The 23,908-nt window shown below is 43.4% G+C and carries 30 protein-coding genes and 1 pseudogene; 17 read left to right on the top strand and 14 right to left on the bottom strand.

What is annotated here, in order from left to right:
* Positions 1-102: 102 nt before the first annotated feature.
* The 5 genes and pseudogenes from QT984_RS17100 to sir all read right to left on the bottom strand — a co-directional run bounded on the left by QT984_RS17100 (position 103) and on the right by sir (position 5,042).
* A pseudogene (locus QT984_RS17100) lies at positions 103-1,170 on the bottom strand (ISKra4 family transposase).
* Between the two features lie 176 nt (positions 1,171-1,346).
* Positions 1,347-1,694 carry a type II toxin-antitoxin system PemK/MazF family toxin gene (locus QT984_RS17095; RefSeq protein WP_333053400.1) on the bottom strand — a complete coding sequence of 116 codons (348 nt, stop codon included), beginning with the start codon at positions 1,692-1,694 and terminating at the stop codon, positions 1,347-1,349.
* Positions 1,684-1,914: a hypothetical protein gene (locus tag QT984_RS17090; RefSeq protein WP_333053401.1), complete on the bottom strand. Its 231-nt coding sequence runs from the start codon at positions 1,912-1,914 to the stop codon at positions 1,684-1,686. Before QT984_RS17090 ends, QT984_RS17095 begins: the two co-directional genes overlap by 11 nt.
* Before the next feature lie 80 nt (positions 1,915-1,994).
* Positions 1,995-2,810, bottom strand: coding sequence for an RsmE family RNA methyltransferase (locus tag QT984_RS17085; protein ID WP_333053402.1), 816 nt, complete (start codon positions 2,808-2,810; stop codon positions 1,995-1,997).
* A gap of 240 nt (positions 2,811-3,050) precedes the next feature.
* Positions 3,051-5,042: a sulfite reductase, ferredoxin dependent gene (gene sir / locus QT984_RS17080; RefSeq protein ID WP_333053403.1), complete on the bottom strand. Its 1,992-nt coding sequence runs from the start codon at positions 5,040-5,042 to the stop codon at positions 3,051-3,053.
* A 298-nt stretch (positions 5,043-5,340) separates the two neighbouring features.
* On the opposite strand from sir, the gene QT984_RS17075 reads away from it, so the two are divergent.
* Positions 5,341-5,589 carry a chlororespiratory reduction protein 7 gene (locus QT984_RS17075; RefSeq protein ID WP_333211696.1) on the top strand — a complete coding sequence of 83 codons (249 nt, stop codon included), beginning with the start codon at positions 5,341-5,343 and terminating at the stop codon, positions 5,587-5,589.
* A 135-nt stretch (positions 5,590-5,724) separates the two neighbouring features.
* Here the strand turns inward: QT984_RS17075 and QT984_RS17070 are convergent, their stop codons facing one another.
* Positions 5,725-6,105 (bottom strand): hypothetical protein, encoded by a 381-nt coding sequence (locus QT984_RS17070; protein ID WP_333053405.1) that lies wholly within the window; start codon positions 6,103-6,105, stop codon positions 5,725-5,727.
* Positions 6,106-6,211: 106 nt separating this feature from the next.
* Entirely contained in the window at positions 6,212-7,387 is a 1,176-nt protein-coding gene (locus QT984_RS17065; protein ID WP_333053406.1) for a glycosyltransferase family 4 protein, read from the bottom strand.
* A 540-nt stretch (positions 7,388-7,927) separates the two neighbouring features.
* Between QT984_RS17065 and serS the strand changes: the two genes are divergently transcribed.
* Complete coding sequence (serS, locus tag QT984_RS17060) at positions 7,928-9,208, top strand: serine--tRNA ligase (RefSeq protein ID WP_333053407.1); 1,281 nt, start codon at positions 7,928-7,930, stop codon at positions 9,206-9,208.
* 387 nt (positions 9,209-9,595) lie between these two features.
* On the opposite strand, the gene QT984_RS17055 is transcribed toward serS, so the two are convergent.
* Entirely contained in the window at positions 9,596-10,612 is a 1,017-nt protein-coding gene (locus QT984_RS17055; protein ID WP_333053408.1) for a hypothetical protein, read from the bottom strand.
* Between the two features lie 914 nt (positions 10,613-11,526).
* Complete coding sequence (locus QT984_RS17050) at positions 11,527-11,664, bottom strand: hypothetical protein (protein ID WP_333053409.1); 138 nt, start codon at positions 11,662-11,664, stop codon at positions 11,527-11,529.
* 316 nt (positions 11,665-11,980) lie between these two features.
* Between QT984_RS17050 and msrA the strand changes: the two genes are divergently transcribed.
* From msrA to QT984_RS17030, 4 genes are all read left to right on the top strand, one after another.
* Positions 11,981-12,634, top strand: coding sequence for a peptide-methionine (S)-S-oxide reductase MsrA (msrA, locus tag QT984_RS17045; protein ID WP_333053410.1), 654 nt, complete (start codon positions 11,981-11,983; stop codon positions 12,632-12,634).
* A 129-nt stretch (positions 12,635-12,763) separates the two neighbouring features.
* The gene (locus QT984_RS17040; RefSeq protein WP_333053411.1) at positions 12,764-13,087 is read left to right on the top strand and encodes a hypothetical protein; all 324 of its coding nucleotides are present in this window, start codon (positions 12,764-12,766) and stop codon (positions 13,085-13,087) included.
* A gap of 121 nt (positions 13,088-13,208) precedes the next feature.
* A complete protein-coding gene (locus tag QT984_RS17035; protein WP_333053412.1) occupies positions 13,209-13,550 on the top strand; it encodes a YtxH domain-containing protein in 342 nt (113 codons plus the stop codon).
* Between the two features lie 37 nt (positions 13,551-13,587).
* Positions 13,588-14,169 carry a DUF948 domain-containing protein gene (locus QT984_RS17030; protein WP_333053413.1) on the top strand — a complete coding sequence of 194 codons (582 nt, stop codon included), beginning with the start codon at positions 13,588-13,590 and terminating at the stop codon, positions 14,167-14,169.
* A 17-nt stretch (positions 14,170-14,186) separates the two neighbouring features.
* Here the strand turns inward: QT984_RS17030 and QT984_RS17025 are convergent, their stop codons facing one another.
* Positions 14,187-15,974, bottom strand: coding sequence for a cellulose-binding protein (locus QT984_RS17025; protein WP_333211692.1), 1,788 nt, complete (start codon positions 15,972-15,974; stop codon positions 14,187-14,189).
* A 4-nt stretch (positions 15,975-15,978) separates the two neighbouring features.
* Between QT984_RS17025 and QT984_RS17020 the strand changes: the two genes are divergently transcribed.
* Entirely contained in the window at positions 15,979-16,149 is a 171-nt protein-coding gene (locus QT984_RS17020) for a hypothetical protein (RefSeq protein WP_333374526.1), read from the top strand.
* Here QT984_RS17020 and QT984_RS17015 read toward each other — a convergent pair.
* The gene (locus QT984_RS17015; protein ID WP_333374524.1) at positions 16,146-16,649 is read right to left on the bottom strand and encodes a DNA-binding response regulator; all 504 of its coding nucleotides are present in this window, start codon (positions 16,647-16,649) and stop codon (positions 16,146-16,148) included. The genes QT984_RS17020 and QT984_RS17015 overlap by 4 nt on opposite strands.
* Before the next feature lie 226 nt (positions 16,650-16,875).
* Here QT984_RS17015 and QT984_RS17010 point away from each other — a divergent pair, with 226 nt between their 5' ends.
* Positions 16,876-17,091, top strand: a complete 216-nt coding sequence (locus QT984_RS17010) for a hypothetical protein (protein WP_333374522.1) — start codon at positions 16,876-16,878, stop codon at positions 17,089-17,091.
* A 299-nt stretch (positions 17,092-17,390) separates the two neighbouring features.
* Positions 17,391-19,742: a dynamin family protein gene (locus QT984_RS17005; protein ID WP_333374520.1), complete on the top strand. Its 2,352-nt coding sequence runs from the start codon at positions 17,391-17,393 to the stop codon at positions 19,740-19,742.
* 147 nt (positions 19,743-19,889) lie between these two features.
* Here QT984_RS17005 and QT984_RS17000 read toward each other — a convergent pair whose 3' ends face one another.
* From QT984_RS17000 to QT984_RS16990, 3 genes are all read right to left on the bottom strand, one after another.
* Positions 19,890-20,117, bottom strand: a complete 228-nt coding sequence (locus QT984_RS17000; protein WP_333144411.1) for a hypothetical protein — start codon at positions 20,115-20,117, stop codon at positions 19,890-19,892.
* Positions 20,107-20,364: a hypothetical protein gene (locus tag QT984_RS16995; RefSeq protein WP_333053420.1), complete on the bottom strand. Its 258-nt coding sequence runs from the start codon at positions 20,362-20,364 to the stop codon at positions 20,107-20,109. The genes QT984_RS17000 and QT984_RS16995 overlap by 11 nt, the downstream gene beginning before the upstream one ends.
* Positions 20,365-20,467: 103 nt before the next feature.
* On the bottom strand, positions 20,468-20,635 hold the full coding sequence (locus tag QT984_RS16990) for a hypothetical protein (RefSeq protein WP_333053421.1): 168 nt from the start codon (positions 20,633-20,635) through the stop codon (positions 20,468-20,470).
* An 88-nt stretch (positions 20,636-20,723) separates the two neighbouring features.
* On the opposite strand from QT984_RS16990, the gene QT984_RS16985 reads away from it, so the two are divergent.
* From QT984_RS16985 to QT984_RS16950, 8 genes are all read left to right on the top strand, one after another.
* On the top strand, positions 20,724-20,939 hold the full coding sequence (locus tag QT984_RS16985) for a hypothetical protein (protein ID WP_333053422.1): 216 nt from the start codon (positions 20,724-20,726) through the stop codon (positions 20,937-20,939).
* On the top strand, positions 20,936-21,112 hold the full coding sequence (locus QT984_RS16980) for a hypothetical protein (RefSeq protein WP_190738037.1): 177 nt from the start codon (positions 20,936-20,938) through the stop codon (positions 21,110-21,112). The genes QT984_RS16985 and QT984_RS16980 overlap by 4 nt, the downstream gene beginning before the upstream one ends.
* Positions 21,113-21,122: 10 nt before the next feature.
* The gene (locus QT984_RS16975; RefSeq protein ID WP_333053423.1) at positions 21,123-21,509 is read left to right on the top strand and encodes a hypothetical protein; all 387 of its coding nucleotides are present in this window, start codon (positions 21,123-21,125) and stop codon (positions 21,507-21,509) included.
* Between the two features lie 4 nt (positions 21,510-21,513).
* Positions 21,514-21,648, top strand: coding sequence for a hypothetical protein (locus QT984_RS16970; protein ID WP_333271679.1), 135 nt, complete (start codon positions 21,514-21,516; stop codon positions 21,646-21,648).
* Positions 21,649-21,683: 35 nt separating this feature from the next.
* Positions 21,684-21,908 carry a DUF433 domain-containing protein gene (locus QT984_RS16965; RefSeq protein WP_190742266.1) on the top strand — a complete coding sequence of 75 codons (225 nt, stop codon included), beginning with the start codon at positions 21,684-21,686 and terminating at the stop codon, positions 21,906-21,908.
* Positions 21,908-22,276: a DUF5615 family PIN-like protein gene (locus tag QT984_RS16960; RefSeq protein ID WP_333053424.1), complete on the top strand. Its 369-nt coding sequence runs from the start codon at positions 21,908-21,910 to the stop codon at positions 22,274-22,276. Before QT984_RS16965 ends, QT984_RS16960 begins: the two co-directional genes overlap by 1 nt.
* A 165-nt stretch (positions 22,277-22,441) precedes the next feature.
* Positions 22,442-22,780, top strand: a complete 339-nt coding sequence (locus QT984_RS16955; RefSeq protein ID WP_333053425.1) for a hypothetical protein — start codon at positions 22,442-22,444, stop codon at positions 22,778-22,780.
* Positions 22,781-22,977: 197 nt separating this feature from the next.
* Entirely contained in the window at positions 22,978-23,166 is a 189-nt protein-coding gene (locus QT984_RS16950) for a hypothetical protein (RefSeq protein ID WP_333053426.1), read from the top strand.
* Positions 23,167-23,908: the final 742 nt, after the last annotated feature.

Below are 23,908 nucleotides of genomic sequence, written 5' to 3'. Positions count from 1 at the left end.
GGATTTGATTAATTTAAGTATTTTTTTATATTTAAGCTGTCACGCATTTAAATTGCATATTCAGGGCGGGCTAGACGGGTGCATCTCACTTTGGCAAATACATCAAATTGAAAGTTGACCGTTGAGATAAGCACAGCGAAGAGAAAGGATAGAGGGAACGCTCTCAATTTTCCATTGCGCTCCTGATATTTTCACCCTGAACCCAATTCGTTTAATAATTGATTCAACTGTTCCCGAACCAATCGAACTTATGGACTCCTCTTTATAGTATTGGTAGTTGACTATTCGGCAGCGATGGGTCTCTAAATAGTTACAAAATATTTTAAATCCTTTTTTTGTCATCTCTTTAAATAGATTGATAACTTCATCTATTTTACCTTGCCACAACATATTTTCTGCTAACTTTAAACGTTTTAGCGAACCTCCTACCTTGTAAAGATTTTCTTTCAGATGATACCAATCTAAGATTTCTTGTCTTTGTTCAGTATCTCCTATTTCTTTAAATATGTTCCAAATTCCGGCATGACCATCTCCTAAACAATACATAGGATGTAGTAATTTTTGGCTATTAGTCCAATCAATTAAATCTTGATTATTTTGAAAAAATGCTCCCGAATAAACATTATCTAAACAAATGGCTTTATAGTCTTTCCAATAACACCCCTCGCCTTTGGTTTCGTTGCGTAGCCTGACTTTCCCGCCATCTAATGTAATTTCTTGGACTCCTTGTTTAGATGTAGGTAATTCAAATTCTTGTCGTTTGACTAATCTGTGTAATGTACTATGAGAGACTTTGACCCCCGTGAAAATTTCTAAATCTTTTTCTGCCATTTGATAAGATTCGTTGGCACTGATTAAAAGACAGCATTTTTCCATCATTGGACTGAATTGACTATACGCTTTCAATCCAAAATATTTCGCTTGATTGTCTGTAATTTCGAGCGAACCGACTATTGATTTTCTTTTTCTGGATTTTCCTGTTTGAATCCCTGATACTGCTGAAAAAAAAAGCTACCTAGTTCTGGTCCCACTTGTTCTAGCATTTTCTGACGGAGAGATTTTTCTATGCTGTCAAAACTTTCTAACAGGCGTTGGATCTGTATTTCTGTAAAGAATGGATGCTGCCGCTTTTAAGTAGGCTTTTAGCTGTTCTTGGTCTGAGGGTGTCATTTTCTTTACCTCATATTTTTTGGCAATTTTACTAGCTTTTCCATTTTAACCCTTTTGCGACATATTCGCCAAAGTGAGATGCACCCGGCTAGACGGCCCACCCCACAAGAATTAGATTGTTTTTTGACATTCTATTTAAATGCACAACAGCTTACTGAATTAAAACGCCTTTTTTATCAGATTCCAAAAGTGTGCTTGAGTGCTGCATCCACTGCCACCATATCCGACAAAATACCAATTTTGCGATCGATTTCAACTTCTAGAAGAGTCACAAGATTGTCTGTCATAATTACCGAGTCAGCTAGCAATCCCGTTTGCTGCCCTTCCGGTGTTGCTAGGGAAACAAAAACCCGGCTTGGGTGTCCTGAACGGGCTAAGTTGCTAGTAATCATTGCCGTAATTGTTTGCCCTAAACCAGTCCCCAGATTATTAGCTTGAACTATCAAAGCTCGACGGCGTTTCGCAGTACGCAAATCCGAGCTGGGAAACAAAACCAAAACCACATCACCGCGACTATAAGGCATCGTAAGCATCCATCTCCGGTAGTTCCCAATCAGGAGCAAATCTACTCAACCGAACCCGTAAATCTGCTGCTTCTTCCTGGTTGATACCGCGAGATTGCAAGTTTACTAACCCTAATTTTGGCATAAAAGTAACAATAACTTGCGCTTCTTCTATGTCGGCAGGCATTTCCAATAACTCAATTTTGCCATTTCGGTATATCCCCTCTACTGACTGTAACATATTACTCCTCTGATAATTATCTATTTACATTTTAACTGCGATCGCCAAACCCATCAAGTCTCCGATCGGCTTGGTGGATATTAGCACTTCTCAAAGGCCGCGCCAACTAAAGACAAAGCCACAATCGGAGCTGTCACCGCTCTCAGAATTCTACTCCCCAAAGAAACAGCTTCAAAACCAAATTCGATCGCCCTTTCCACCTCACCCTCAGTCCATCCACCCTCCGGGCCCGTTGCTATTACTATCGATAATTCTCCCCCAGGGGGCGGGCACGGGGACACCGCCCCTACAAAATGGGGTTCTAATTCTTGCTCCCCCCTTACCAAGGGGGGCTGGGGGGGTTCTAAATTACCCAACAAACAATCCCACAAATGCCGATTTTCCCCGCGAGCAACACAAATAAATCGATATTTTTGACCGCAATTTTTCACAGCAAAATCAAACGAAATCGGCTCGAAAATAGTCGGCACAAGTTGACGTTCCGACTGTTCCGCCGCCTCCGCAGCAATTCTTCTCCACCGATCGACTTTTTGATCGCTTGGTTTGAGCAAAGTTCGATCGCTCGTTACGGGCACAATACTTGCCACACCCAACTCCGTCCCCTGTCTCACAACCTCGTCAAAGGCGTTTCCCTTGGGCAATGCAGCCATCAAAGTTACTGCCACGGGTAGCTCCCTGTCCACCGCAATCTCCTCTGCTATCGAGGCAAATAACCCGCTTTCCTGGGCTTCTAAGACTGCTAACCACCAGTGTCCCCGGCCGTCCATTGCAATAAATCGATCGCCCGGTTGCAAACGTAGCACTCGATTTAAATAATGCTGTTGTTCTCTAGTTAGGTCGATTTGGCGATCGCAAATTTGAGCTGCTGTAACTGCTAATCTTTGTAGTTGAGGCATTGAATTGGGATTGTTCGTTTTCTATTAGAGATTTTTTTTATTTAACCGCAGAGAACGCAGAGAACGCAGAGGAAGAGAGAATGAGAGGGGATAGGCAGGGGGGGTTTCAATTGTTCAAAAAACTATAAAGGCAAAGCATCTACAACCGGAATTATTTTACAAATTCAAGTTTTTTTCTGCAAATGCTCTGCCTTTATATTACTTTTGCCAGAAGTCTATTGAATACTATCGAAAATCGGCTTATCCTTCCTCCTTAATCTTCTTTAAATAAGTGGAAATCGCTTCTGTAGCTAGCTGCGTGATCGGCTTGCCCTGACGGGCTGCTTCTTCCTTGAGCTCGTTGTAGATTTCATCGCGGACGCTAATTCGACGGCGGACTTTGCCGCCGCCAGCAGTGGCAGTCTCGTTTTCATCGCCGTTACTAGACGTAACTTCTAATTCATTTATCTCAGTTGTCATCGAGTCAGCAGATTGGTAGTTGGTTACAAATTGACGGATAGATTCTAACCCGACGCGATCGCAAAAATTGCCAAAACTCTCGCTCAGTTGCCGTTTTTGCTTGAAATAAACAAAAATCGGCTCCAGAAAAGCTTCAAAATCCTTGACGTGCAGCTTTTCCTCAATGGGTTTTGCCAGCCGCGTTTGGTCGGGAGAACCGCCCAGCCAAATCTGGTAGGATTCCGGGGAACTCCCGACAAACCCCAATTCTGCCATATAAGGACGGGCGCATCCATTTGGGCAACCAGTCATCCGCACCACAAAATGCTCGTCTGCCAAGCCAACTTTGGTCAAAAGTGCCCGAATTCGCTCTAAAATGCTGGGAATCACGCGCTCAGACTCGGTAATCGCTAACCCGCAAGTCGGCATTGCTGGACACGCCATCCCATAGCGCACTAGGGGGTCGAGATCAGTTTCTCGCTGAATGCCGCATCGATGGAGTATTCCCTGAATTTCTTCTTTAACATCCGGCGAAACATCGTAAATCAGCACGTTTTGGTGTGGCGTCGCCAGTATCGGCAAGTTGTACTTCTGCACGATTTCCCGCAAAGCTGTTTTTAGCTGAAATGAACCTTCATCCTTGATCCGGCCATTATCCACGGAAATGCCGACAAACAGTTTGCCGTCTCCTTGTTCGTGCCAGCCCAAGAAATCCAAATACTTCCACTCTGGCAGCGGTTTAAAGGCTTCTAGCGGCTTGCCAAAATATTCGGCTACTTTTTCGCGGAACCACTGTACGCCTTTGTCGTTAATCAGGTATTTCAGCCGCGCGTGCCGTCTGTCTGTGCGATCGCCGTAATCTCTCTGGGTTGCTACAATTGCCTTGACCAAATCGTAAACATCGTCCTTGGCCACATAGCAAATCTCATCCGCAACCCGCGCAAAAGTCTCTTCTTTGTTGTGAGTACGGCCCAAACCGCCGCCAGCAAACACGTCAAAACCTTGCAACTCGCCAGCTTCATTGGTAATTACCACCAAGCTCAAATCCTGAGAGTACAAGTCAATTGAATTGTCTCCCGGCACGGTAACGGAACACTTGAACTTGCGCGGCATATAATGGCTGCCGTAAATCGGTTCTTCTTTGTCGTCGCTAAAGATTGTGCCGTTGCCGTTTTTCTGTCTCGCGGCCTTGACTGCGGGGTCTTCCTCGGCTGAAACAGCTTTTTCGCCGTCCAACCAAATTTCGTAATAAGCACCGGTTTGCGGTGTCAGCAAATCGGCTACATTGTTGGCGTATTGCAGCGCATACTGGTATTCTGGGCGATTTTTGTACGGTGCTGGCGGTGCCATGACGTTGCGGTTCAAGTCGCCGCAAGCTCCCAAGGTTGACCCCATATTTTTAATAATTGAGGAAAACACTACTTTAAGATTTTTTTTCAACACGCCGTGCAGTTGGAAACCTTGGCGCGTTGTAACGCGGATCGTGTGGTTGCCGTATTCTTCAGATAGCTTGTCTAGGGCTAGGTATAATTGCGGCGGAGTGAACCCGCCGGGATTGCGGGTGCGGAGCATGAACTGATAGTCTTTTTCTTGTCCTTTAACTCGATTGTCGCGGTTGTCTTGCTGGTACGAGCCGTGAAATTTGAGAATCTGAATCCCCTCTTCGGTGAAGTGGGTAGTTTCTTGTAACAGTTCAGTCGCAACGGGTTCTCGTAAATAGTTGCTGCGTTCTTTCAGACCTTCTGATTTAGAGGGTTTGCGCGCAACTGGGGTTGAAGTGGAAGATGTGATCATGGGAATGTATAGTGCCAGTTATAATTAGATACAGCCGATCGAATATTTCTTGACAATTTGACACTTGACAAATTTGCACTTGACAAATCTCCTCAGAAATGCTGTGTCGGATCTGTTGACAACTCGGTTAACAAGTAAGTTAACAAGTAAGTTAATAACGGTAATCCGCTAGGAATTCTGATGTTGTTCAATTGTAACACGATCGAGCCGGGGCTGAAAAATTGTAATTAAGAGTTTATACTTTCGATCGCTTAAGTTTACGAAACTTTAGAAATAATTAACCTCAACCTTTGAAACTATGTCACTGTATGACGAAGACACTTTTGTGGTGTTAGAAACAAACCAGCCAGAGCAGTTTTTGACGGCGGCGGAACTGTTAGAAAAGCTGAAAGCCGTCTTAACCGAGAAACACGAAGATTTGCCGCAGGAGGTGAATAAAATATCTGGCGTGGAAGATCAAGCCAAGTATTTGATTGATACTTATTGTGAATTAGATGTCGGGCCTGGAAAATTTTTGCAGTGGTATGCAGTGCGCTTGGAAAAGTAATTTTGGGAATTGGTTGTTAGTTATTGGTTATTGGTTATTGGTTATTAGAGCCAACAACTAAGAACTTAACAACTAACAACCAAAAACTACTGACAAGTAACAAGTAACAAATAACCAATAACCAATAACAACTAACTATTCTTCTAACTGTTGAACCGATGATACTTCAACTGCGGTAACATCGATCGTACCGGGCGGTGTCAAGCGACTAAAATGACCTTCCTCTATTTTCAGAGGTTCGCCACAGTTGGCACACTGAAGCTGAGTTTGATTTAAGGCTGTAAATTCGTATTGACAAACTGGACACTTGTCCTCAATTAAATTGCTTTTCAGCCACCACTGAAGCGCGAAAAATGCAACCACAGGCGTCAGCAACAAAAAAGCTACTAAAATCAACACTGATTTAACTATCCAACCCAAACCAATAGACACCAACAAATACGCGATGCCCAGCAGTATCAGCCAATTGCTAATACGGGGTAGCTTGAAAGATATTTTGGGGGTGCCTTGGTTCACGGTGGTCTCCTTGGGTGTCTTTGCAGGTAGGCATAACTCTATCCTACTCAGAAATTCAGGCGGTCGATCGAGTTAATTTTCCCATTGTACACCCAGAAACCGCTCTCTACGGCATAAGCTGATCTGAGTCAGAGGGTTGAAAAATTCCTAGTAAGGATTGACAAAGGGATTCAAAACTAAATCTTGCCAGGGTTTGTTCCCTCAACCAATGGCGATCGCACCTTTTATCCTCTCCTCGCAGCATTTCCACACAAGCAACCGCTACTGCTGCCGAATCTCGGTGAGGAACTCGCCACCCCAGTTTACCATCTTGCAGCGGATCTGCCGACCCGTCCGCGTCTCCCGCCAGCACGGGTACTCCGCAAGCCAGCGCTTCCAAATAAACTATACCGAACCCTTCCTGGGATGGCATTACATAAGCATCGGCTAACTGGTAATATGCTGGTAATTTTTCTGTCGCTACAAAACCCGCAAATATTACTCTTTCGCTAACTCCCAAATCATCAGCGAGTTTGGCTAATCTAGATCGATCGTCTCCCCGTCCAATAACTAAGTATTTCACATTGGGAAACGTTTTTGCTATTTGTGGCAAAGCTTGAATTGTGACATCGACGCCTTTGTAAATATCCGTCGATCGCAATCTGGCTACAGTCATCAATATTTTAGCACCAACCAAATTGTACTGCTCTAATAAATCCTGTGGCTTCCGCCCAGTGGTAAATATATTTTCATCTACCGTACAAGGCACTATTTGGAATTTTTCGTGATTTAAATTGTTAATTTCGCAAGTACGCGCGGCGAAGCTATCCCGTAGGGAATCGCGCGTGTACCTGCTAATAGTCCAAATACTGTCAGCTTGTCTCATTGCTGTTTGATATTTAGGCGGAAGCGGTTCCCAAACTTCCTTGCCATAAGTTAAAATTGTGTAGGGAATTCCCAGTGGCGGGCATAAAGTTTGAATTAGCGGTGCGAGTTTGATGTGACCGCAAAAAACCCGCTGCGGTCGTTTTTGCAGCAATCGAGTTAGTAATACTGTAGCAAAATTAAGACGACCAAACCAGAGATTCTCGGTTTTGAGATAATAAAATTTCAGATTTTTTGAGTTGTAAGGATTGTTGCAGTCTTCGGAATCTCGCAACAGCAAAACTTCAGCTTGCGGGGGCGAGTTTGTCCCTGCGGTTATTGACTGGTAAGCTTTGAGAATATCTTTAACGTAGGATTGAATGCCGCCTTCGCTGGCAAATATTTCTAGGAAACAGAATAGGTGATTTGTCGATCGCATTTTTCGATCCAATTAAAACTCCCGCCAGATTTCGATGATGCTGGGAATTCTTCGCGCACCATAGCCTATATATAGCCTGTTGTCGAAGTAGTGCGCGCGCGATCGACTAATTTTCGGATGCGGGCGCAGCATTGGATCGAGGGAAACCATCCCCGCGCGCCACATCCGGGTAGCAAACCCCTTCTGGGGTTTTCTTTTCGGTGCGACAACAAAAAACCCCTGCCATCGCTGGCTGGGGTAGAAAATTATCAGGGTGCATCTACTAATGTGCTCAGTATAGCATGATTTGTGGGGTGTCACCCCTGATGGGTGACACCAACGACGATCATTTAATGACAATAACTTATAATCAAGGCTGTAAATGATTAACAAAGCTTGTACTTTAGACCGTATTGTCCCTGTTAATCTAAGATAGGACAGGCGCAGGAATCCTCAGAAACCCCGTTGATTCCTAGATTTATCCTTGCCAAAGCCAATATTTTCCCAGAAACCGGGTTTCTGAGCGCAAGTCCGATAAAATTTAAGATTTAGAATAAATCTGTGCTAGACCTCAAATTAATCCGAGACAACCCGCAAGCCGTGCAAGAAAGCCTCAACCTGCGCGGAGGTAACTATGAAATCGAGCCGATTTTGCAATTAGACAAACAGCAGCGGGAGTTGGAAGGCAAGCGATCGCAACTACAAGCCCGCAGCAACGAAATTGCCAAACTCATCGGTCAAAAAAGAAAATCGGGTTTACCCCTCGAATCTCCCGAAATTCAGGAACTGCAGGCAGAAGGCAACGCCGTCGGCACCGAGTCGAACGAACTGCAAGCACAGGAAAAAGACATAAAAGCTCAAATAGAAGCTTTATTGCTGCCACTGCCAAACTTGCCTGGTTCCTCAACGCCGATCGGCAAAAATGAAGAGGAAAACGTCGAAATCCGGCGCTGGGGAGACGAATATATACCCCAAAATCCCGGTATTTTACCGCACTGGGAAATCGGCGAAAAATTAGGAATTATCAACTTTGAACGGGCGGTAAAAATTGCTCAGCCCCGCTTTGTGAGCTTAATGGGAGCTGGGGCAGCCCTGGAAAGATCGATTATTCAATTCATGCTCGATCGCCACACAAAAGCTGGTTATGTAGAAGTGATTCCCCCACTTTTAGTTAACACTGAATCTCTCACAGCTACGGGTCAATTACCCAAATTTGCTGAAGAAAGTTTCAAGTGCGACCAAGATGATTTGTGGTTAATTCCTACTTCCGAAGTTCCGGTTGTCAATTTGTACAGAGGTGAAATTTTGACAGCAGAACAGTTGCCAATTTATCACTGTTCTTACACTCCTTGTTTTCGCCGGGAAGCTGGCAGTTACGGCAAAGATACGCGGGGATTAATTCGATTGCACCAATTTAATAAAGTTGAATTGGTAAAACTCGTGCATCCGAGTACCTCCGAGGCAGAGCACGAAAAGTTAGTGCAGGATGCTGAGGGAGTTTTGCAGGCGCTGAAATTGCCTTATCGGGCGATCGCGCTATGTACCGGCGACTTAGGTTTCGCGGCCGCCAAAACCTACGATTTAGAGGTGTGGCTGCCATCTGCGGGCAAATACCGCGAGATTTCCAGTTGTTCCAACGTCGCAGATTTTCAGGCGCGGCGGGCAAATATTCGCTTTAAAGAAGCGGGTAAAAAAGGCACTCAATTCGTTCACGCGCTGAACGGTTCGGGTTTAGCTGTGGGCCGGACAATGGCGGCTATTTTGGAGAATTACCAGCAGCCCGACGGGACGGTAAAAGTGCCGGAAGCCTTACAACCCTATTTGGGACGGGAAGTTTTGTAGGCTGGTTTGTGGTGCTGTTAAATCCTCAACTTCTTCCCAATCTCCATTATATCTAATCGGCGCTTCATCAGAATTATATGAGTCCGGCCGTCTATGAGATTGTTGGTTTTAGGGAATTATTGTTGGTAACGAGCTCCCTTGTATGGTGCGTCGCTATGAGATTTTCAGGTTCCCAATTAGATGACTGATGGCGACGCACCCTAGGATGTCTCAGGCTCGACAATTCATTTGTGTATCCGTGTCAAAATCAGTATGGTGCGTCGCTATGAGATTTTCAGGTTCCCAATTAGATGACTGATGGCGACGCACCCTACGATGTCTCAGGCTCGACAATTCATCCGTGTATCCGTGTCAAAATCAGTGTTGTGCCTTCCTTCTTCCTTCTTCTTACAGTTTTAGCAACGCTTCCTTGATATCCAGCGCTAAAAATCTATCCAATGCTAGATACATCCAATAAACAGATAACTGACTATCGCTGCTAGTCTTCTGAAATCCCAAAGCCAGGGACTGTTTTTCGTACATGGGGTGGATCATCAGGGTGTACAAGTCGCAAAGATTGGGAAAATCTGTTTGCATTTCGCCTAAAACTTTTTGTGAGTCTTCGAGAAAAGCAATGCGGTATTCTGACAAATACTGCGGATCGATCATCCAACTGCGGACAAATACTGACTGGCAATTTTGATCTCCTGGTAACGCCATTTTGAAAGGATCGATATCGGAAATAGAGCTTAAATGAAGCCCTTTACTAGGAGCATTAAAAAAATTCACTTCCGATTCGCTAGCTGTGGGATAAAGTAAGTAAAAGCCGACTGGATTTAGATTATCTGAGCGGCGCAAAACTCGCATTCCCTTTGAGTATTGATGGGCAAAAAGCCGGAGTATTTTAGCAATTTTGTGGGGAACTGTGTTAGTGTTGCGGTTCATCCAGTTGTAATTGGTGGCTAATAAATTGGCAACGATAATTGCGTCGCACCGAGGGTTGAAATCATCTAATTGGAGTTGTACAGGCTTTTGAGGTTCGGCGGTTTCTAAAATTTCTGAAACTGACTGAATTTTAATTGCCGTAGCGTTACCATCAAAGTGTTTTGCGATTAATCCGAGTGCTGCTAATTTATCTAACATCATTCCGGCGGCGCGATCGCTCCCGCGATCGGAATCGCAGTAAAATAGTTCGGCGGCTTCCCGGTGAGTGCACTGCACTTCTGTTGCGGGTACTTCCAGTTTCGTCAGCGGTGGTTTGAGACGGGGCTGGCTTTCCTGAAGCTGTTTCACCGATAAGTAAACCCAAAGCCTGATAAAGCATTCAGCCCTAGTGCGGGTTACGCCTACTCGTTTCATCAACAGCGAAACAGCCGTGCGGCGTTGAGAAGGAGAATACCAAGTATCTAGTTTTGCAATATCCATTTCAGTCGGGAAGCTGCGAAGGAACTCTAGTTACATATTGGCTCAATTACATAAAACTTCACCCCACTTCAGGTTATTTGTTGCCGCTGTTGCTCAACTTGCCTGATTTCCGGCGAGTCTACAAGATAGCTGCTTGCTCGTTGCAAGTTTACAAATCACAAAGCACAATCAATTTTAAATATTTTATGACCCGACTAAATTAGCAACTTTAGAGGTTTACGTCATGTACAGTGCTGATACCAATTTAATATGAAGCTGCCGAGAATAAAGCTTCAAGAATGAAATTGTAAGAAGATAGCGAACTGCGACAGTTCAGGTGTGATTTGTTGCAGAACAAGGTTAAGTCGTTCATGCAATAGGGTTCTTGGAGCCTCTATCGATATTTGGAACTGCAAAAAGAGATGAGGAATGTTTAAAAGTATGGTGCTACTTATAGCAATCTTTGCAGGAGTCGTAAATTTTTTACCCCACCCCAACCCTCCCCGAAATCGCGGGGAGGGAGTAAGAAATTCACAAATGATTTAGGATGGCTATAAGCTGTTGTGCATTTAAATTGTATATTTCGAGTCCCGATCGAACAATCGTCAAGTCCTCTCCCCCGATCCCCATCGGACCCTCTCCCTCTCTAATACCATAGGCAATCTAGATGCAACACAGCTTATGTAGGGTGCAACCTAAGCACCTTACGACTATTTAATGACTGCCAACAATCTAGATAAACCCGCCCCCACACAATGAATAATCTGCATCAACGCTGTCTGTGAACGCATCGAAAAAATGTACATTTGGATTGTTCGTCTTGGGAGGGCGGGTTTTTCAGATTATTCGTTTCCGACATAGATGGTTGGTAAAACCCGCCCCTACGCAATCTGAAATTATAGTTGATTTTTCAGGTATAAAATTAAGAGGAAAACTCAAGCTGCTGCTAGCTGTGCTTGTTCTGCTGCTTGGGGCAAAGTCTGATTTACCACAATCCACTTGCCTGTAATTGGGTCGCGGTAAGTAATAAAGGGATTAGATTTTAAAGGTTGACTGCAAGGTTTAGCGCCCATCTCTACACACTCCCTATAAATGGCATTGAATAACTACTACAACACCATACCTTTAATAATCGGCTATTTTGCCTAAAATCCGCGTGATTTATACCTCAACAATAGGTGATATTTAAGGTATGTTTTCGTGACATAGAACACTGCCTCATGTGATTTAAAACTGCGTGGACAGTGAGCAGTATCACCAAAAACCTTCCGTAAAAAAATCTGCCTTGTGGTTTTTACCTTCTACCTTTAAGCAGACCACTGTTTTCAGTATACATCTGATATTATTAAGTAAGGTAAAGATGTTTATCAGAGATCCCCTCACAAACTTATGGTGCTATTTGGATTTGGCAAAAAGTCGAGCCTGCCCTCTCCCCAAGAGGCATTACCGGGACGGGCAGAGTCGATGTCGGTACCGGCAAGTCACTTTGTTAACGGCAATCCGCTCAAACCTCCCTTTCCAAACGGCATGGAGACTGCGTTGTTTGGCCTGGGCTGTTTTTGGGGAGCGGAACGCAAATTTTGGCAGCAAAATGGAGTTTTTTCGACGGCTGTTGGCTACGCGGCTGGGATTACTCCGAATCCTACTTACAATGAAGTTTGCAGCGGGATGACGGGACATAATGAAGTAGTTCTGGTTGTGTTCGATCCGAAAGTAATTAGTTACGAAACGCTGCTTAAAGTTTTTTGGGAAAGTCACAATCCTACTCAAGGAATGCGTCAGGGTAATGATTCTGGTACTCAGTACCGATCGGGCATTTACACGTATTCAGCTAGCCAAATGCAGTTAGCTGAAGCTTCGCGAGATGCTTACCAGCAGGCTTTGACGGCGGCCGGTTACGGCAAAATTACTACTGAAATTATTGATGCTCCTGAGTTTTATTACGCAGAAAGCTATCATCAGCAGTATCTTGCTAAAAACCCGAACGGTTATTGCGGTTTGGGCGGTACTAAGGTTTGTTTGCCTGCTATGTCTCAGGCTTAAAACTTTTACAAGGGGTATTTTGGGGCTGTTACAATAGTCCGGCAGTCGGGCAGGGGTTTAAACCCCTGCCTCAAAGCTTAAGTCGTCTGAAGACGACTGAAAGGTTATTGAGATGGCAAAAGGGATTAGTTGAAAGCAGGTAAAATAATGCTGGCGGGTGTGGTAATTATCAATTTAATGATATCTCTGGTCTGTTTTTATATCGCTGCGAAGGTGGGGAAAATCAGGCGGACGATCGCACGTTTGGAACTTCGGATCGCAGCAATCGAACGCTGTAGCAGCAATGTCCTCAGTATGTCGCCGGATTTCCTTGGTAAAAGGCAGCAAGGTACTCGCCAACTACGACGGCGTTATCAACAACTAGAATTGCAACTGCAACAGGTTCAGCAACTTTTGGGATTGCTGGGTTTGGGACGGATGCTTTGGTCCAGGCGCGATCGACGTTTGAGGTAAGCTATCCTAAAATTGCCGCCTGTGCTGACTCCCTAGGGTTTTCAACAATATTTCTACCTTTGTAAAGGGCTGCGATCAGGCAAACGCCCCTAAAATTGGTGTATGGAGAGAAGTTATAAAAATGTCAACTAAACGTTCAGGATTATTTATTGGCGGTTTGCTTGTGGGTTCTGCGATCGGGGCCGTGACTGGCTTGCTGATGGCACCGCGACCGGGCAAGGAGACGCGGCAGATATTGAAAAAATCAGCCGATGCTTTGCCGGAGTTGGCGGAAGATTTATCGACTAGCGTGCAGTTGCAGGCCGATCGACTTTCTGAAACTGCCATCCGAAATTGGGACGAAACTTTGATTAGACTCAAAGAGGCGATCGCGGCCGGTTTGGAAGCGACTCAGCGGGAACGCCAAACCCTGTCGGAAGCTGAATCTGAAGTGAGTCCCTCCTCGCGCCCTCCCATCCGCTAAATGGCATGAAATTCTCAACCCCCAATCCCAGATTCAAGTGAGCGATCCTATATTTTGGCTAGGACTTTCAATTTTGCTAGTGGCAGTTAGCCTGACTGCTGTTTTAGTGACTTTAATACCTGCAGTGCAAGCGCTGGCCAGGGCGGCCCGCAGCGTGGAAAAGCTCGCTGACACGCTTTCTCGCGAATTTCCGCCGACTTTGGAGGCGATTCGCTTGACGGGGCTGGAAATTAGCGAGTTGACGGATGATGTCAGCGAGGGAGTACAAAGTGCGGGCGAGGTTGTCAAACAGGTCGATCGAAGTATTGGTAGCGCCAAAAAGCAGGCGCAAAATGTGCAGGTAACTACTCGCAGCGTGGTGACTGGGATTAAGGCTGCTTGGAAAACTTTAACTCGCAAGCCACCGATGTCTGGGACAAATCGCCGATCGACAGATAGATTGTCGCCGAGTCAAAGAAGTGCGCTTTCGCTGAGGGATTCGGGTTTGGAGGGCAGGCATTCTGGGGTTTACGGTGCCGGTGCTAGTAATGGGGAATCGCCCAGGTTGAGGAGTAGCGAGGGTTCGGGTTTGCCGGGGGATGCTGGAGAGTTTGAGGAAGTGCGATCGAACGATTCTTGATTGCACCCAATTCCCGATCATCCCTCCACAGCACACCCATCCCACCAGCAAGGATTCTTATCAATAAAATCCATCAAAGCATCATACTTAGGCGAACCCTTTTGTTCCACATATTCCAAAGCCCCCCAACTTCCCCACTTACTAAATCCACCAACGTCCACAAAGTGCATGAAAAGACTGCCTCCAGCTTGTTTCCAACTATTCAGTAATTGAGTGTACATATCATACATTTCAGGACGCCTATTTAATGCCATAAAAAACTCAGTCAGTTTTTCGTTGTTCTCAACTCCTTCAATACCTACAATATGTTGACCGCCCTCGTAAACAAATAACTTGAGACCTTTTTTTTGAGCCACATCTAAGAAATACTTAAAGTCATTCTCAACATCGGGCAAACTATCTTTGAACCCCGGCAGTAACCCGCCCTCTCTTAATTGCTTAAAAGCTTTGCCAAATCCGCCATCTGCGTCATTCAACCAAGACTCTACTGTGCTGACACTTTCTTTCCCGCCCAAGTTGCCGCTAAAATATCCAGCTATGGCTACGGCATCAATACCGTGTTGATAACAAGGTTTATTGCCTTCAGCCACCCAATAGGAACACTCTAAAGAATAAGTTTCTAAATCTCTCCAGGCTCTTTGAGTTCCTAACACGCAGACAACTCGATTCTTTTGATCCTCAAAAACACCTTTCCAGATATCGCACATTTGAGCAGTACGCATTCCGTACCATTGCATAAAAGCATCGCCTTTATCTCCCCACTTCGCTTTACCTTGTTCCAAAGCATAATGAGATTGTGGAAATAACCAATTCCAAACCTCATTAGAATACTCTACATAAACTTTCAGCTTTGGATCTAAACTATCTTTTACCATTTTAGCAAAGTTAGTCATATATTCATCCGTAGCCTGATGCGGCATATTAAACCAGGGTTCTGCTTGAACTTTATTAGCTAAATTCACCATGACTTCTATGGGAACACTGCCTCTGTAAGAATAGGATACACTCTCTGGTTTAGGTCGGTTTGACCATTGTTTTTGTTCAGAACCATTTGTCTCCATCCAGTCCATAAAACGCAAAACTCTAAATTTTTTAATCTTGTCTATAAACAGCGGATTAAATATTTCACCGCTTTGAATAAGCTGTTCATCTTGGGAGTGAACAACTTTAATATTGCGGATATAGTTCCCTGTTTTATTGGGATCGGTAGCAGTAATTGTAATCATTATGCCTCCGCCTTGTGTGGCATCGACATTAATGATATCCCTCCCAGGTTTCGACGCAGCCTCATCTTTTTTGGCATCAAACCTATATTCGATCGCACCTTCACCCTCATAAGTAACAATATATTGCCCTGAAGGATAGCGATTGGGGATTTCCCTAAGTAATAGGGTACTTACCCTAGTATATTTAGGAGCATCTTCGGGCGAGGGGAGAGACTTCACCCACCCATTTTCATCAAGGTTTAAAAGATTATACTCTTCTGTATCCCATTCACCTTGACAGTTTGGTTGTCCGCTGACGCATTGAGTTATCCATTGTCTAGAAGATTTGAAAGCATCTAAAAAGGGTAATTGTGTTGACGAGTCAGCAATACCGTGAAGCCCAACTCCTAAAGAAGAGCGAGAATTTGATGTATTTTGTACATCTGCCCGCACAGCTACTGTGTTATCTACTTGCCGTACTGCTGTGGGAGCAATATTAGTTGTTAAAGCCCAACATCCGGGAATAAAAATGACAAAAATTAATAAACCCAGCACAAAGCCCAGAGCTTTTTTGTTCGATCTGATACTTAATCGAGACATAAATTTGACTGATTTTATTGTTTTAGGTAAAATCGAAGCGGGTGAAGCTGTTTTAATTTTGATATTTTATCAAAAAGTTCCTTCTAAAACGATCGGCTATAAGATTATTAACATTTTTGCCTCTGTGTGGAGGGGCGATCGCCCTTTTTGTCCCCAAGTGCGATCGCCCATCTAATCCTCTTTATCCAAATCTTCTTTTTTCGTAGTTTCTGAAGTGGAGGGGAATGTTAATTGAATGTTAATATCCATTGATATTGTACTTTGCTCCAGCCAACCTATATTAACTATCTTTATTAATGCTTCTGTAGGTACAGAATTATTTATTTTAAATTCAGGAGAAGACTGAGTTTTATATCCGGCTTCCTGTAGCCGATCGCAAATATTGCGCCAATTTCCTACAGGTTCGTTAGGTACATCGGCGAGTTTTTTAACATATTGGTATAAAGTTTTACATAAATAAACCTCTGCACTTTTGGAACTCTGAAACAGTTGGCGGGCGATTTCGGCGGGGCTGCAACCGGAAAGCAATCCTCGGAGGTAAAGTTTTTCTGTTTCTGTTAGTCCCCTGCGCGATCGGGGAGAGATTTGCCGTTTAGCTTCTGCAAAAGCTTGGTACAGCCTTTCTAAGTCCCAGTGTTTGGCGCCTTCGGCAAATAAATCTTCCTTTGGTACCATTGTCGGGTGTGGTGAGATGTGGCTAACGATAGCATAACGGAAATTGCTAGCGTTTGTTAGTTGCTTGCTATCGATAGCTAGTGTAGTATTATACTAATACTAAAGATATAAGTGTAAATACTTAGCTAAGCGGGGAGGCGCGATCGTGATATTTCAAATTTTACCTGTTTAGTTAACTTTCATTAGTCAAAAAGTTAGTTTTTGTTCCTTAAACTGAGGTATTCCAATGGCTAAAGGTGATGAAATAGCGAAAGCGGCAGGTTCCGCTGCTGCGGGTGGTGCTGTGGGTGCTGGTGTGGTAGCTGCTACAGGTTTTACGGCAATTGGTGCTGTTGGTGGAGGTGCTGGTATGGGTGCTGCTGCTGGCCCAGTTGGTATAGCCGTAGGTGCGTTGGCTGGTTTGGCATTTTACGGGATTAGCAAGGCTTTTTCTGACGACTAAATATTGACTCGCGCCAGGGACTTAAATCCCAGGCTAATAACTCAAGTCGGTTGTTGATATTTAGCGCTTGTTGCACGAGTCCGCCGGGGGTTAAAAACCCCCGTCTCATAGCGAAAGTCCTCTAAAGAGGACTAAATACCTAATGTACAAAATTTTCAGTCCTCTTCAGAGGACTTTCGCTGTTAGCCAGGGGTTTAAACCCCTGGCGGATAGGTGGGTAAGCGCTAAATATCTTTCAATTTGAACCGCGAATTTCTAGCTCTAACTTAGCCCGTCCCTCAACTAAAAAGTGTTAACTTATGTCTTCTCAAGAATTTCAAGCAGCATACACCAGCATTGACAGTACAGGCACTTTCCTCTTACAATATCTCAAAGAATTTCGAGACGGACTCCGCATTCAGGGAGATGAAAGTCAAGGGCTACAAAGCATTGAAGATGAAATTAACAAAGCTTTAAAGGCTTTGCAAGATCAGAAATATCAAGTAGCCGTCATAGCAGCAATGAAAGCTGGCAAAAGCACCTTCTTAAATTCTATCATCGGTGCTGATGTGCTGGCGAGTGAAACGGCCGCCTGTACTATCTGCCGTACAGATGTCCGACACATTAAACCGGGCGAAACTCCTAAACTTTTAGAGTATCGAGAAGGAGAAAGAAAACCAGTCATTCTTGTTGAGGGTGACGCAGGCGAAATTCAGCAAAAGTTCCTGCAGCGTACCCGTGAAATCAGAGAACAAGGCAATCCTGATAACACTACACGCTTTGAGATAGAGCATCCGATTGAAGCAATTAGCCAATTATCTTCTCTCACAGGCTTTACCTTAGTTGATACTCCCGGCCCTAATGAGTGGGAGTCTGCAAACTTCAACATAAATGCACTGAAGCAGACAGCACTAGAAGCACTGCGAACCTGCAATGCCATTCTGTTTATTTTAAACTACGCTTCCTACAAAGATAATGCAGTTGCTGATTTGTTTAAGGATGTTGTTGAAAATCGTAAGGATTTTATAGCTGAGAACACGGGGAAAATTTACTTTATTTTGAATAAAGTTGACCAAAAAACAGAGAGAGACAAAGAAATTGCTGATGTCATTAAAGATTTAGAGCGAGAGTTAGTTGGCTTTGGCTTTTGCAATCCAGTTATTTACCCTGCTAGTTCTCGACAAGGGCTTCTAGCGAAACTGATTCAGCAAGAAAAGGCCACTGAAAAGGAGATAAAAGATTTTGAGGATTTCTTTAGTGCCAAATATGCTGAGAGAGATGAAAAAGGTAGGAGAGTAATTCCTTTACCTGAAGAGATTGCACCAAGAGCTTTGCAAGATAGCGGTATTCCGACCATTCAAGAAACAGTCATTCAAAGGATTACGCAAAATTCTGGGTGGAATCTATTGAGTGAGGTGGTGGCAGAAATCGATAAAGCTGCTAAGGCAATTGAAGATACTCTGAATACAGATATCAGGGGTTGGGAAATGGGGATTGAAGCCCTCAAACAAAAAGTTGAAGAGTACAGGAAACGCTCAGAGAATGCGAGGTACAAAGTTGAGTTAGTCAAAAATACTGTCGAGCAAGAAAAACAAATACTAATCCAAGGATTTAGTCAAGGAATTAACATATTTGCGGATAAGGCTAAAGAGCAGATAGGCAGTGAGATTCATAAAATTGCCGAATCTCGTCGATCCGCTAAATCTCCTAAGTTAAAAGAAAATCTCTTGTTGCCCCAATCAGTAGAAGTTAAGACTAACAATGGGGGTTTTGGACAAATAGTGGGAGAAATTGGAGAAAGACTGTTAGAATTGATACCTTCTTTCGGTCCAGTATTAGGAAAAGCATTCAAAGTCACTACGTCTTTGTTGGATGGACTGAGTGAGTCTATTCCAGAAGCTTTCAATATTTCTGTTTCTGAACATATTGTTGATAGTGAAGAGTTTGATCCGTACATTATTCGGTGTAAAACTAAGGCTGAAGCTGAAAAAATAATTAAAACAATTAATAAGTTTTGTCCGCCCTATATTCAAAGTTGGTGGATAGATACTCAGGATGAATTAGTTCGAGAGGGGACGAATATTCGCGAAAAATTGGCAATAATAATTCAAGAAGATATCCAAGAAATATCAGATGAATTATCTAATTATCTGGGTGATGCTTTAGAAGTAAAACTCAACATAAACCCGATTCAGTTTCCAAGTTTTGATTTTCCCGGAATTGATGCAAGAATTAAAGATGTACAAGTAGCCGTGGTAGAAATAGAAAGGAAAAAAGGTAAAAAAAGTCGTTGTTGTGACTCCGATCAAGTCTATTATACTGATGAACCTGTTACCCAAAATCGCAATTTTTTTGAAGTTAATTTACAGCAAACATTACAGTCAATAAATCAAAAAATAGATGTGCAAACTTTTACAAACAAAGATTTGTTAGAGCGAGTTATTAACAAACAGGTTTCGGCTGATTTTAGAAGTGCCGAAAAGCAAATTAATGATTACATAAAAAGGTTTCAAAATGACTTCGATCGCGTTTTGAAGGAACGGAAAACGAAAGAAGCAGAAGCGCCGGAAATTCTAGCTCGTCTTGAGTATCAAAAAGCCAAGCTTATTGAGTACCTCAGTCAATTGAGTTCGATTCGGGAATCTCTCAATAGTTGGAAGCCAGTTAAGTAAAGTTAGAGAAAGTACGATCGCCCTTTTCTTCCAAAAGTGCGATCGCCCTTTTCCTCCAAATAACCAAAAGGGCGATCGCCATTATTGTCCGAAAGTGCGATCGCTCTTTCATCAATCAATAAAAACTTCTGAGTTGGAACTACAACTCTAAACGTGATAAGCAGTAATAGCAACTATTCCATCAGCACTGTAAATGGCTTCGATGCGTCTAAAAGTAGAATGAGTCCACCATACTTTCAGGCGATTTCCTTGAGCCGGAGCCGTACCAATTTTACCATACCCTGCTGTCAATAGAAGTAACTCAAATTCTGTAGAAGGCAAAGTTTTGGCAGTAATTTGAATGATGCCGTCAAGCTTATGCTTATCAAGGGTCATAGCTACCTTGGTAAGTGCTATAGATACGGTAGCCAGGGAATACTAAAGCAATGCCAATGGGACTGTGAATAGTCCCCGGATAGCTTTCTTCGGGCTCGCTACCCCCAATCCTAATTTTGATAGCACCCAGCCAAATGTATAGCCCTGGAATTAAAGTATCTAAACTGTAGGCGATCGCCCGCATTTGAAGATCCGGGGGATTAATCGGTTTTAAATACTGTGGCTTTTCAGGTTGAGAAATGGACATGGCACTGATTCCTGTGCGGTATGGTGGAGAAGCGGTCTTGTTGAGAACATTTTAATATAACCTAAGTTTCAATTGCAAATTGTCAAGCTTAATTAATCTTATTTTACTTTAACTTGCGTAAGTCAGTTTGTCGGCATTTATGAAGACTACTCAAAGCTCGATCGCCCTTATTGTCCGAAAGTGCGATATACCTTATTTTCCCAAATAACCCAAAGTGCGATCGCCTTTCCCATGTCAAATCCCAAAGTGCGATCGCCCTTTTTTTATTCACTCGCGCACATATTCAACTTGTTAACATGATAACATATAAGCAGAACAGGTGTACGATCGTGAGAATATAAAAATTGGAGGAAGCCTAAATGGGAAAAAGTACGGAAGTGCCAGCCAAGCGACACGACCCAAATTACATACAGCTATCGGGAGATGTCCGAAAAGAACTAGGACTTCAGTTTAAAGCTGCGTGTACTCTGAAGCAGCTAAATATAGGAGAAGGGTTGGAAGAGGCGATCGAGATGTGGTTTCAGGCTCAGCAAGTCCCCTCATCCAGCAAGAGCAGCAAAAAGGGGGACAAGTGAGAGATCCAGAACGGGAAAAAGAAGAGCTTGGCAATCCCATCAACGAACCCGTACAAGCGTATAACCTAAAAGAAGCGAAAAAGAAATGCCAACAGCTAGCAACTGAATATGAACGGTCTCTTGCAGATGTTCGCCCTGAAGGCAAAGCCTGGTTTCGCTGCTACTTTCAGTGAGGGAAAATACATGAAAATTCGAGAATCAGTTGGTCAAAGTGTCTGGAACCATTCTGAGGGTTGGTGCTGCGAGCCTCTTGACCCCATACCGCCCGGTCATATTGCCCTGGCCGTTGAAGCGATCGATCTTAATCTTGTAGACTGGGATATCGAAGAAATTGGCGAAAAAGCAGGTTTTGATATTCAGTACAAATACACGGGAGTCAATGACCCGAAAGATTCATCTTTAGCTTGCGTAAGTCAGTTTGTGGGCATCTATGAAGACTTCTCAAAGCTCGATCGCGATTTGGAAATTTTGATTGCAGCCGGCATCCCGCGTCATTTATTTAAAATACTGACTGACAACGATGACATCGATTTGAAGCCTGTAACGCAATACCTCAAAGCTGTCTCATAATGCTTTGAGTGTAGCGCAATTGTTTCTTTTTCCGAAAGTACGATCGCCCTTATTGTCCGAAAGTGCGATCGCCTTTCCCATGTCAAATCCCAAAGGGCGATCGCCATTCCTTAAGTTAAAATATAACTTGTCAGATTAGATAATATAACTTCTCAGATTCAGAAAGGACAAGTTATGCCTGTAAACTGGAGAGAACATATCGTTAGTACCCCCGATGTACTGCGAGGTAAACCAAGAATCAAAGGGACTAGAATTCCCGTTGGCCTGATTTTAGGATATTTAGCATCAAATAACACTGTAGAACAAATCATCGACGAGTTTCCAGATATCACCAAAGAACAGATAGCTGCTTGTCTTGATTATGCTCGCGATTTGTCGGATTTTGAAACAGTTGCCTAATGAGTTTAAGATTGTTCATCGATCAATGCGTTCCTAAGTCTATTATTCAAATACTTCGTGATACCGGACATGAAGTTTTTGTATTGGGAGATTACATCTCAATAGAATCTCCAGATACTATTGTCATTGCCAAAGCTCAGGAATTCAATGCCATACTTGTTTCTCTGAATGGAGACTTCTCAGATATTGTGACTTATCCGCCAAGTTCATATCAAGGAATCATTTCTATTCAACTGAGAAATCACCCTGAAATTATTCCTCAGTTGATGGCAAGGCTAACAGAATACTTATCATTGCACGATAGTGAGGAGCATTATCGAGGTAAATTACTACTGGTAGAAGTTTACAGAATTCGCATTCGAGAGTAAAAATTGATAGCGAGATCCCTTTTCCCCCAAATAACCAAAAGTGCGATCGCCCTTATTGTCCGAAAGTGCGATCGCCCTATAATTTCAGCATGGCAACCACTGTCAAATTCAACAGAGCGATCGGTATAATTAAAAAAACAACATCAAATACAGTCAATTAATGCCATGATTGCTAATTTGCCCATCAAGCTGCCTCACTTACCCAACAGCTTGCCCAGCGAAGGTTCTGTCCGCATTGAGTTAGTCAACGGACTCTTAATATTTAGCGCTTCTATTCAAACCCAGGAACGAATTCAAACTTTAACAGCTCAACAACAAGCATCAAATCTCACTCCCGAAGAACAAACAGAATTGGATGGATATCGAGAATTCATTAGCTATCTAAATTTGGTAAATGAAACCATGAAAAATACTTTTCTATATCCTTTGCGAGGCACTGTCATTGGCTATAATGAGCCGTTTGAACCTGCGGTTTCCTTGGAAGATTGGGAAGTGTTACAATGATTGTACTAGATACTCATATATGGGTTTGGTGGGTTGACGATAACACACGACTAACTCAGAAACATCGGGACAGGATACAACAATATCAATCTCAAGGTTTAGGAATCAGCATCATTTCTTGTTGGGAGGTTGCTAAATTAGTAGAAATGGGAAGACTTACTTTGTCCGTTATAGTTGATGAGTAGTTAAAACAAGCTTTGGCTTATCCCGGAGTGCAGCTACTCGAACTCACCATTCCCATCATTGTTGAGTCAACTAAACTCACAGGTTTTCACCGCGATCCAGCAGATCAAATCATTGTGGCAACTGCGAGGATTTGCGGGTGTCCCTTACTAACTGCTGATGCAAAAATTCTGGCATATCCTGATGTACAGACTCTTCAGTGACAGGTAAAAAATGCCTTAAGACGAATCTTTAGGTTGCGTTAGTCAGTTTGTCGGCATCTACGAAGACTCGTCAAAGCTCGATCGCCCTCTCGAAGCTTTGATTGCGGCCGACATCCCTTGTCATCTATTTAATAGGACTTACCCATGAGGCCCAGAAACCGGGTTTTTTATCCAAATACTTCGTTGTAGCCTGCAAATTCGGTAAAAAACCCCGTTTCTTTAGTCGGAGTGCATCAGTCTTGTCAGATAATGTTTTGGGTGTAACGCAATTGTTCTTTTTCCGAAAGTGCGATCGCCCTTACATCCCCAATTGTCAAAAAGTGCATGAAGCGCAGCTATCCCGTAGGGAATCGCCCCTACATGAATTATTCAAACTAACTCCGACACACTCAGCCGCCATTCTACGGATTCATACTCATCTAGCTCATTAAATTTTTTATCTCTTTTTTTTTGCCCTCAAACTAATTGATGAGTTGAAGACCATGCAGTGAATATATATAGGGCTTTTTGCTGCTCATTTCGGTCATAAGATAGTTTCATTGTTTTGCCATCAATGAAGGGCGATCGCGTTTAGTTCTAATTCCCCGATTATCGCATTTACCCAACTCAAAAAATATTCTTGAAACTGCTGCGGTTCACTTCGGGCAAATAAGGAGACTAAACCTGTCATTCGATTTTAGATTTTAGATTTTAGATTTTGGATTGACTTGCGCGAGATAAATTCGGGGGCTTGAGGATTTTA

Origin of the sequence: Microcoleus sp. Z1_B2 (genome assembly GCF_036700325.1) — a bacterium.
Taxonomy (GTDB): domain Bacteria; phylum Cyanobacteriota; class Cyanobacteriia; order Cyanobacteriales; family Microcoleaceae; genus Microcoleus.
Note: the sequence above shows the minus strand (reverse complement) of the source record. Positions and strands in the feature narration are given on the sequence as shown.

What these genes read in the sequence shown, in the direction of transcription:
- QT984_RS17025 (WP_333211692.1), bottom strand. Translation starts at nt 15,974, where the DNA reads ATGTCTCGATTAAGTATCAGATCGAACAAAAAAGCTCTGGGCTTTGTG.
- sir (WP_333053403.1), bottom strand. Translation starts at nt 5,042, where the DNA reads ATGATCACATCTTCCACTTCAACCCCAGTTGCGCGCAAACCCTCTAAA.
- QT984_RS16995 (WP_333053420.1), bottom strand. Translation starts at nt 20,364, where the DNA reads ATGTCCATTTCTCAACCTGAAAAGCCACAGTATTTAAAACCGATTAAT.
- QT984_RS17015 (WP_333374524.1), bottom strand. Translation starts at nt 16,649, where the DNA reads ATGGTACCAAAGGAAGATTTATTTGCCGAAGGCGCCAAACACTGGGAC.
- QT984_RS16955 (WP_333053425.1), top strand. Translation starts at nt 22,442, where the DNA reads ATGATTGCTAATTTGCCCATCAAGCTGCCTCACTTACCCAACAGCTTG.
- QT984_RS16975 (WP_333053423.1), top strand. Translation starts at nt 21,123, where the DNA reads ATGAAAATTCGAGAATCAGTTGGTCAAAGTGTCTGGAACCATTCTGAG.
- QT984_RS17075 (WP_333211696.1), top strand. Translation starts at nt 5,341, where the DNA reads ATGTCACTGTATGACGAAGACACTTTTGTGGTGTTAGAAACAAACCAG.
- QT984_RS17095 (WP_333053400.1), bottom strand. Translation starts at nt 1,694, where the DNA reads ATGCCTTATAGTCGCGGTGATGTGGTTTTGGTTTTGTTTCCCAGCTCG.
- QT984_RS16960 (WP_333053424.1), top strand. Translation starts at nt 21,908, where the DNA reads ATGAGTTTAAGATTGTTCATCGATCAATGCGTTCCTAAGTCTATTATT.
- QT984_RS17010 (WP_333374522.1), top strand. Translation starts at nt 16,876, where the DNA reads ATGGCTAAAGGTGATGAAATAGCGAAAGCGGCAGGTTCCGCTGCTGCG.
- QT984_RS17085 (WP_333053402.1), bottom strand. Translation starts at nt 2,810, where the DNA reads ATGCCTCAACTACAAAGATTAGCAGTTACAGCAGCTCAAATTTGCGAT.
- QT984_RS16965 (WP_190742266.1), top strand. Translation starts at nt 21,684, where the DNA reads ATGCCTGTAAACTGGAGAGAACATATCGTTAGTACCCCCGATGTACTG.
- QT984_RS17065 (WP_333053406.1), bottom strand. Translation starts at nt 7,387, where the DNA reads ATGCGATCGACAAATCACCTATTCTGTTTCCTAGAAATATTTGCCAGC.
- QT984_RS17000 (WP_333144411.1), bottom strand. Translation starts at nt 20,117, where the DNA reads ATGACCCTTGATAAGCATAAGCTTGACGGCATCATTCAAATTACTGCC.
- QT984_RS17055 (WP_333053408.1), bottom strand. Translation starts at nt 10,612, where the DNA reads ATGGATATTGCAAAACTAGATACTTGGTATTCTCCTTCTCAACGCCGC.
- QT984_RS16985 (WP_333053422.1), top strand. Translation starts at nt 20,724, where the DNA reads ATGGGAAAAAGTACGGAAGTGCCAGCCAAGCGACACGACCCAAATTAC.
- QT984_RS17050 (WP_333053409.1), bottom strand. Translation starts at nt 11,664, where the DNA reads ATGGGCGCTAAACCTTGCAGTCAACCTTTAAAATCTAATCCCTTTATT.
- QT984_RS17090 (WP_333053401.1), bottom strand. Translation starts at nt 1,914, where the DNA reads ATGTTACAGTCAGTAGAGGGGATATACCGAAATGGCAAAATTGAGTTA.
- msrA (WP_333053410.1), top strand. Translation starts at nt 11,981, where the DNA reads ATGGTGCTATTTGGATTTGGCAAAAAGTCGAGCCTGCCCTCTCCCCAA.
- QT984_RS17005 (WP_333374520.1), top strand. Translation starts at nt 17,391, where the DNA reads ATGTCTTCTCAAGAATTTCAAGCAGCATACACCAGCATTGACAGTACA.
- QT984_RS17035 (WP_333053412.1), top strand. Translation starts at nt 13,209, where the DNA reads ATGTCAACTAAACGTTCAGGATTATTTATTGGCGGTTTGCTTGTGGGT.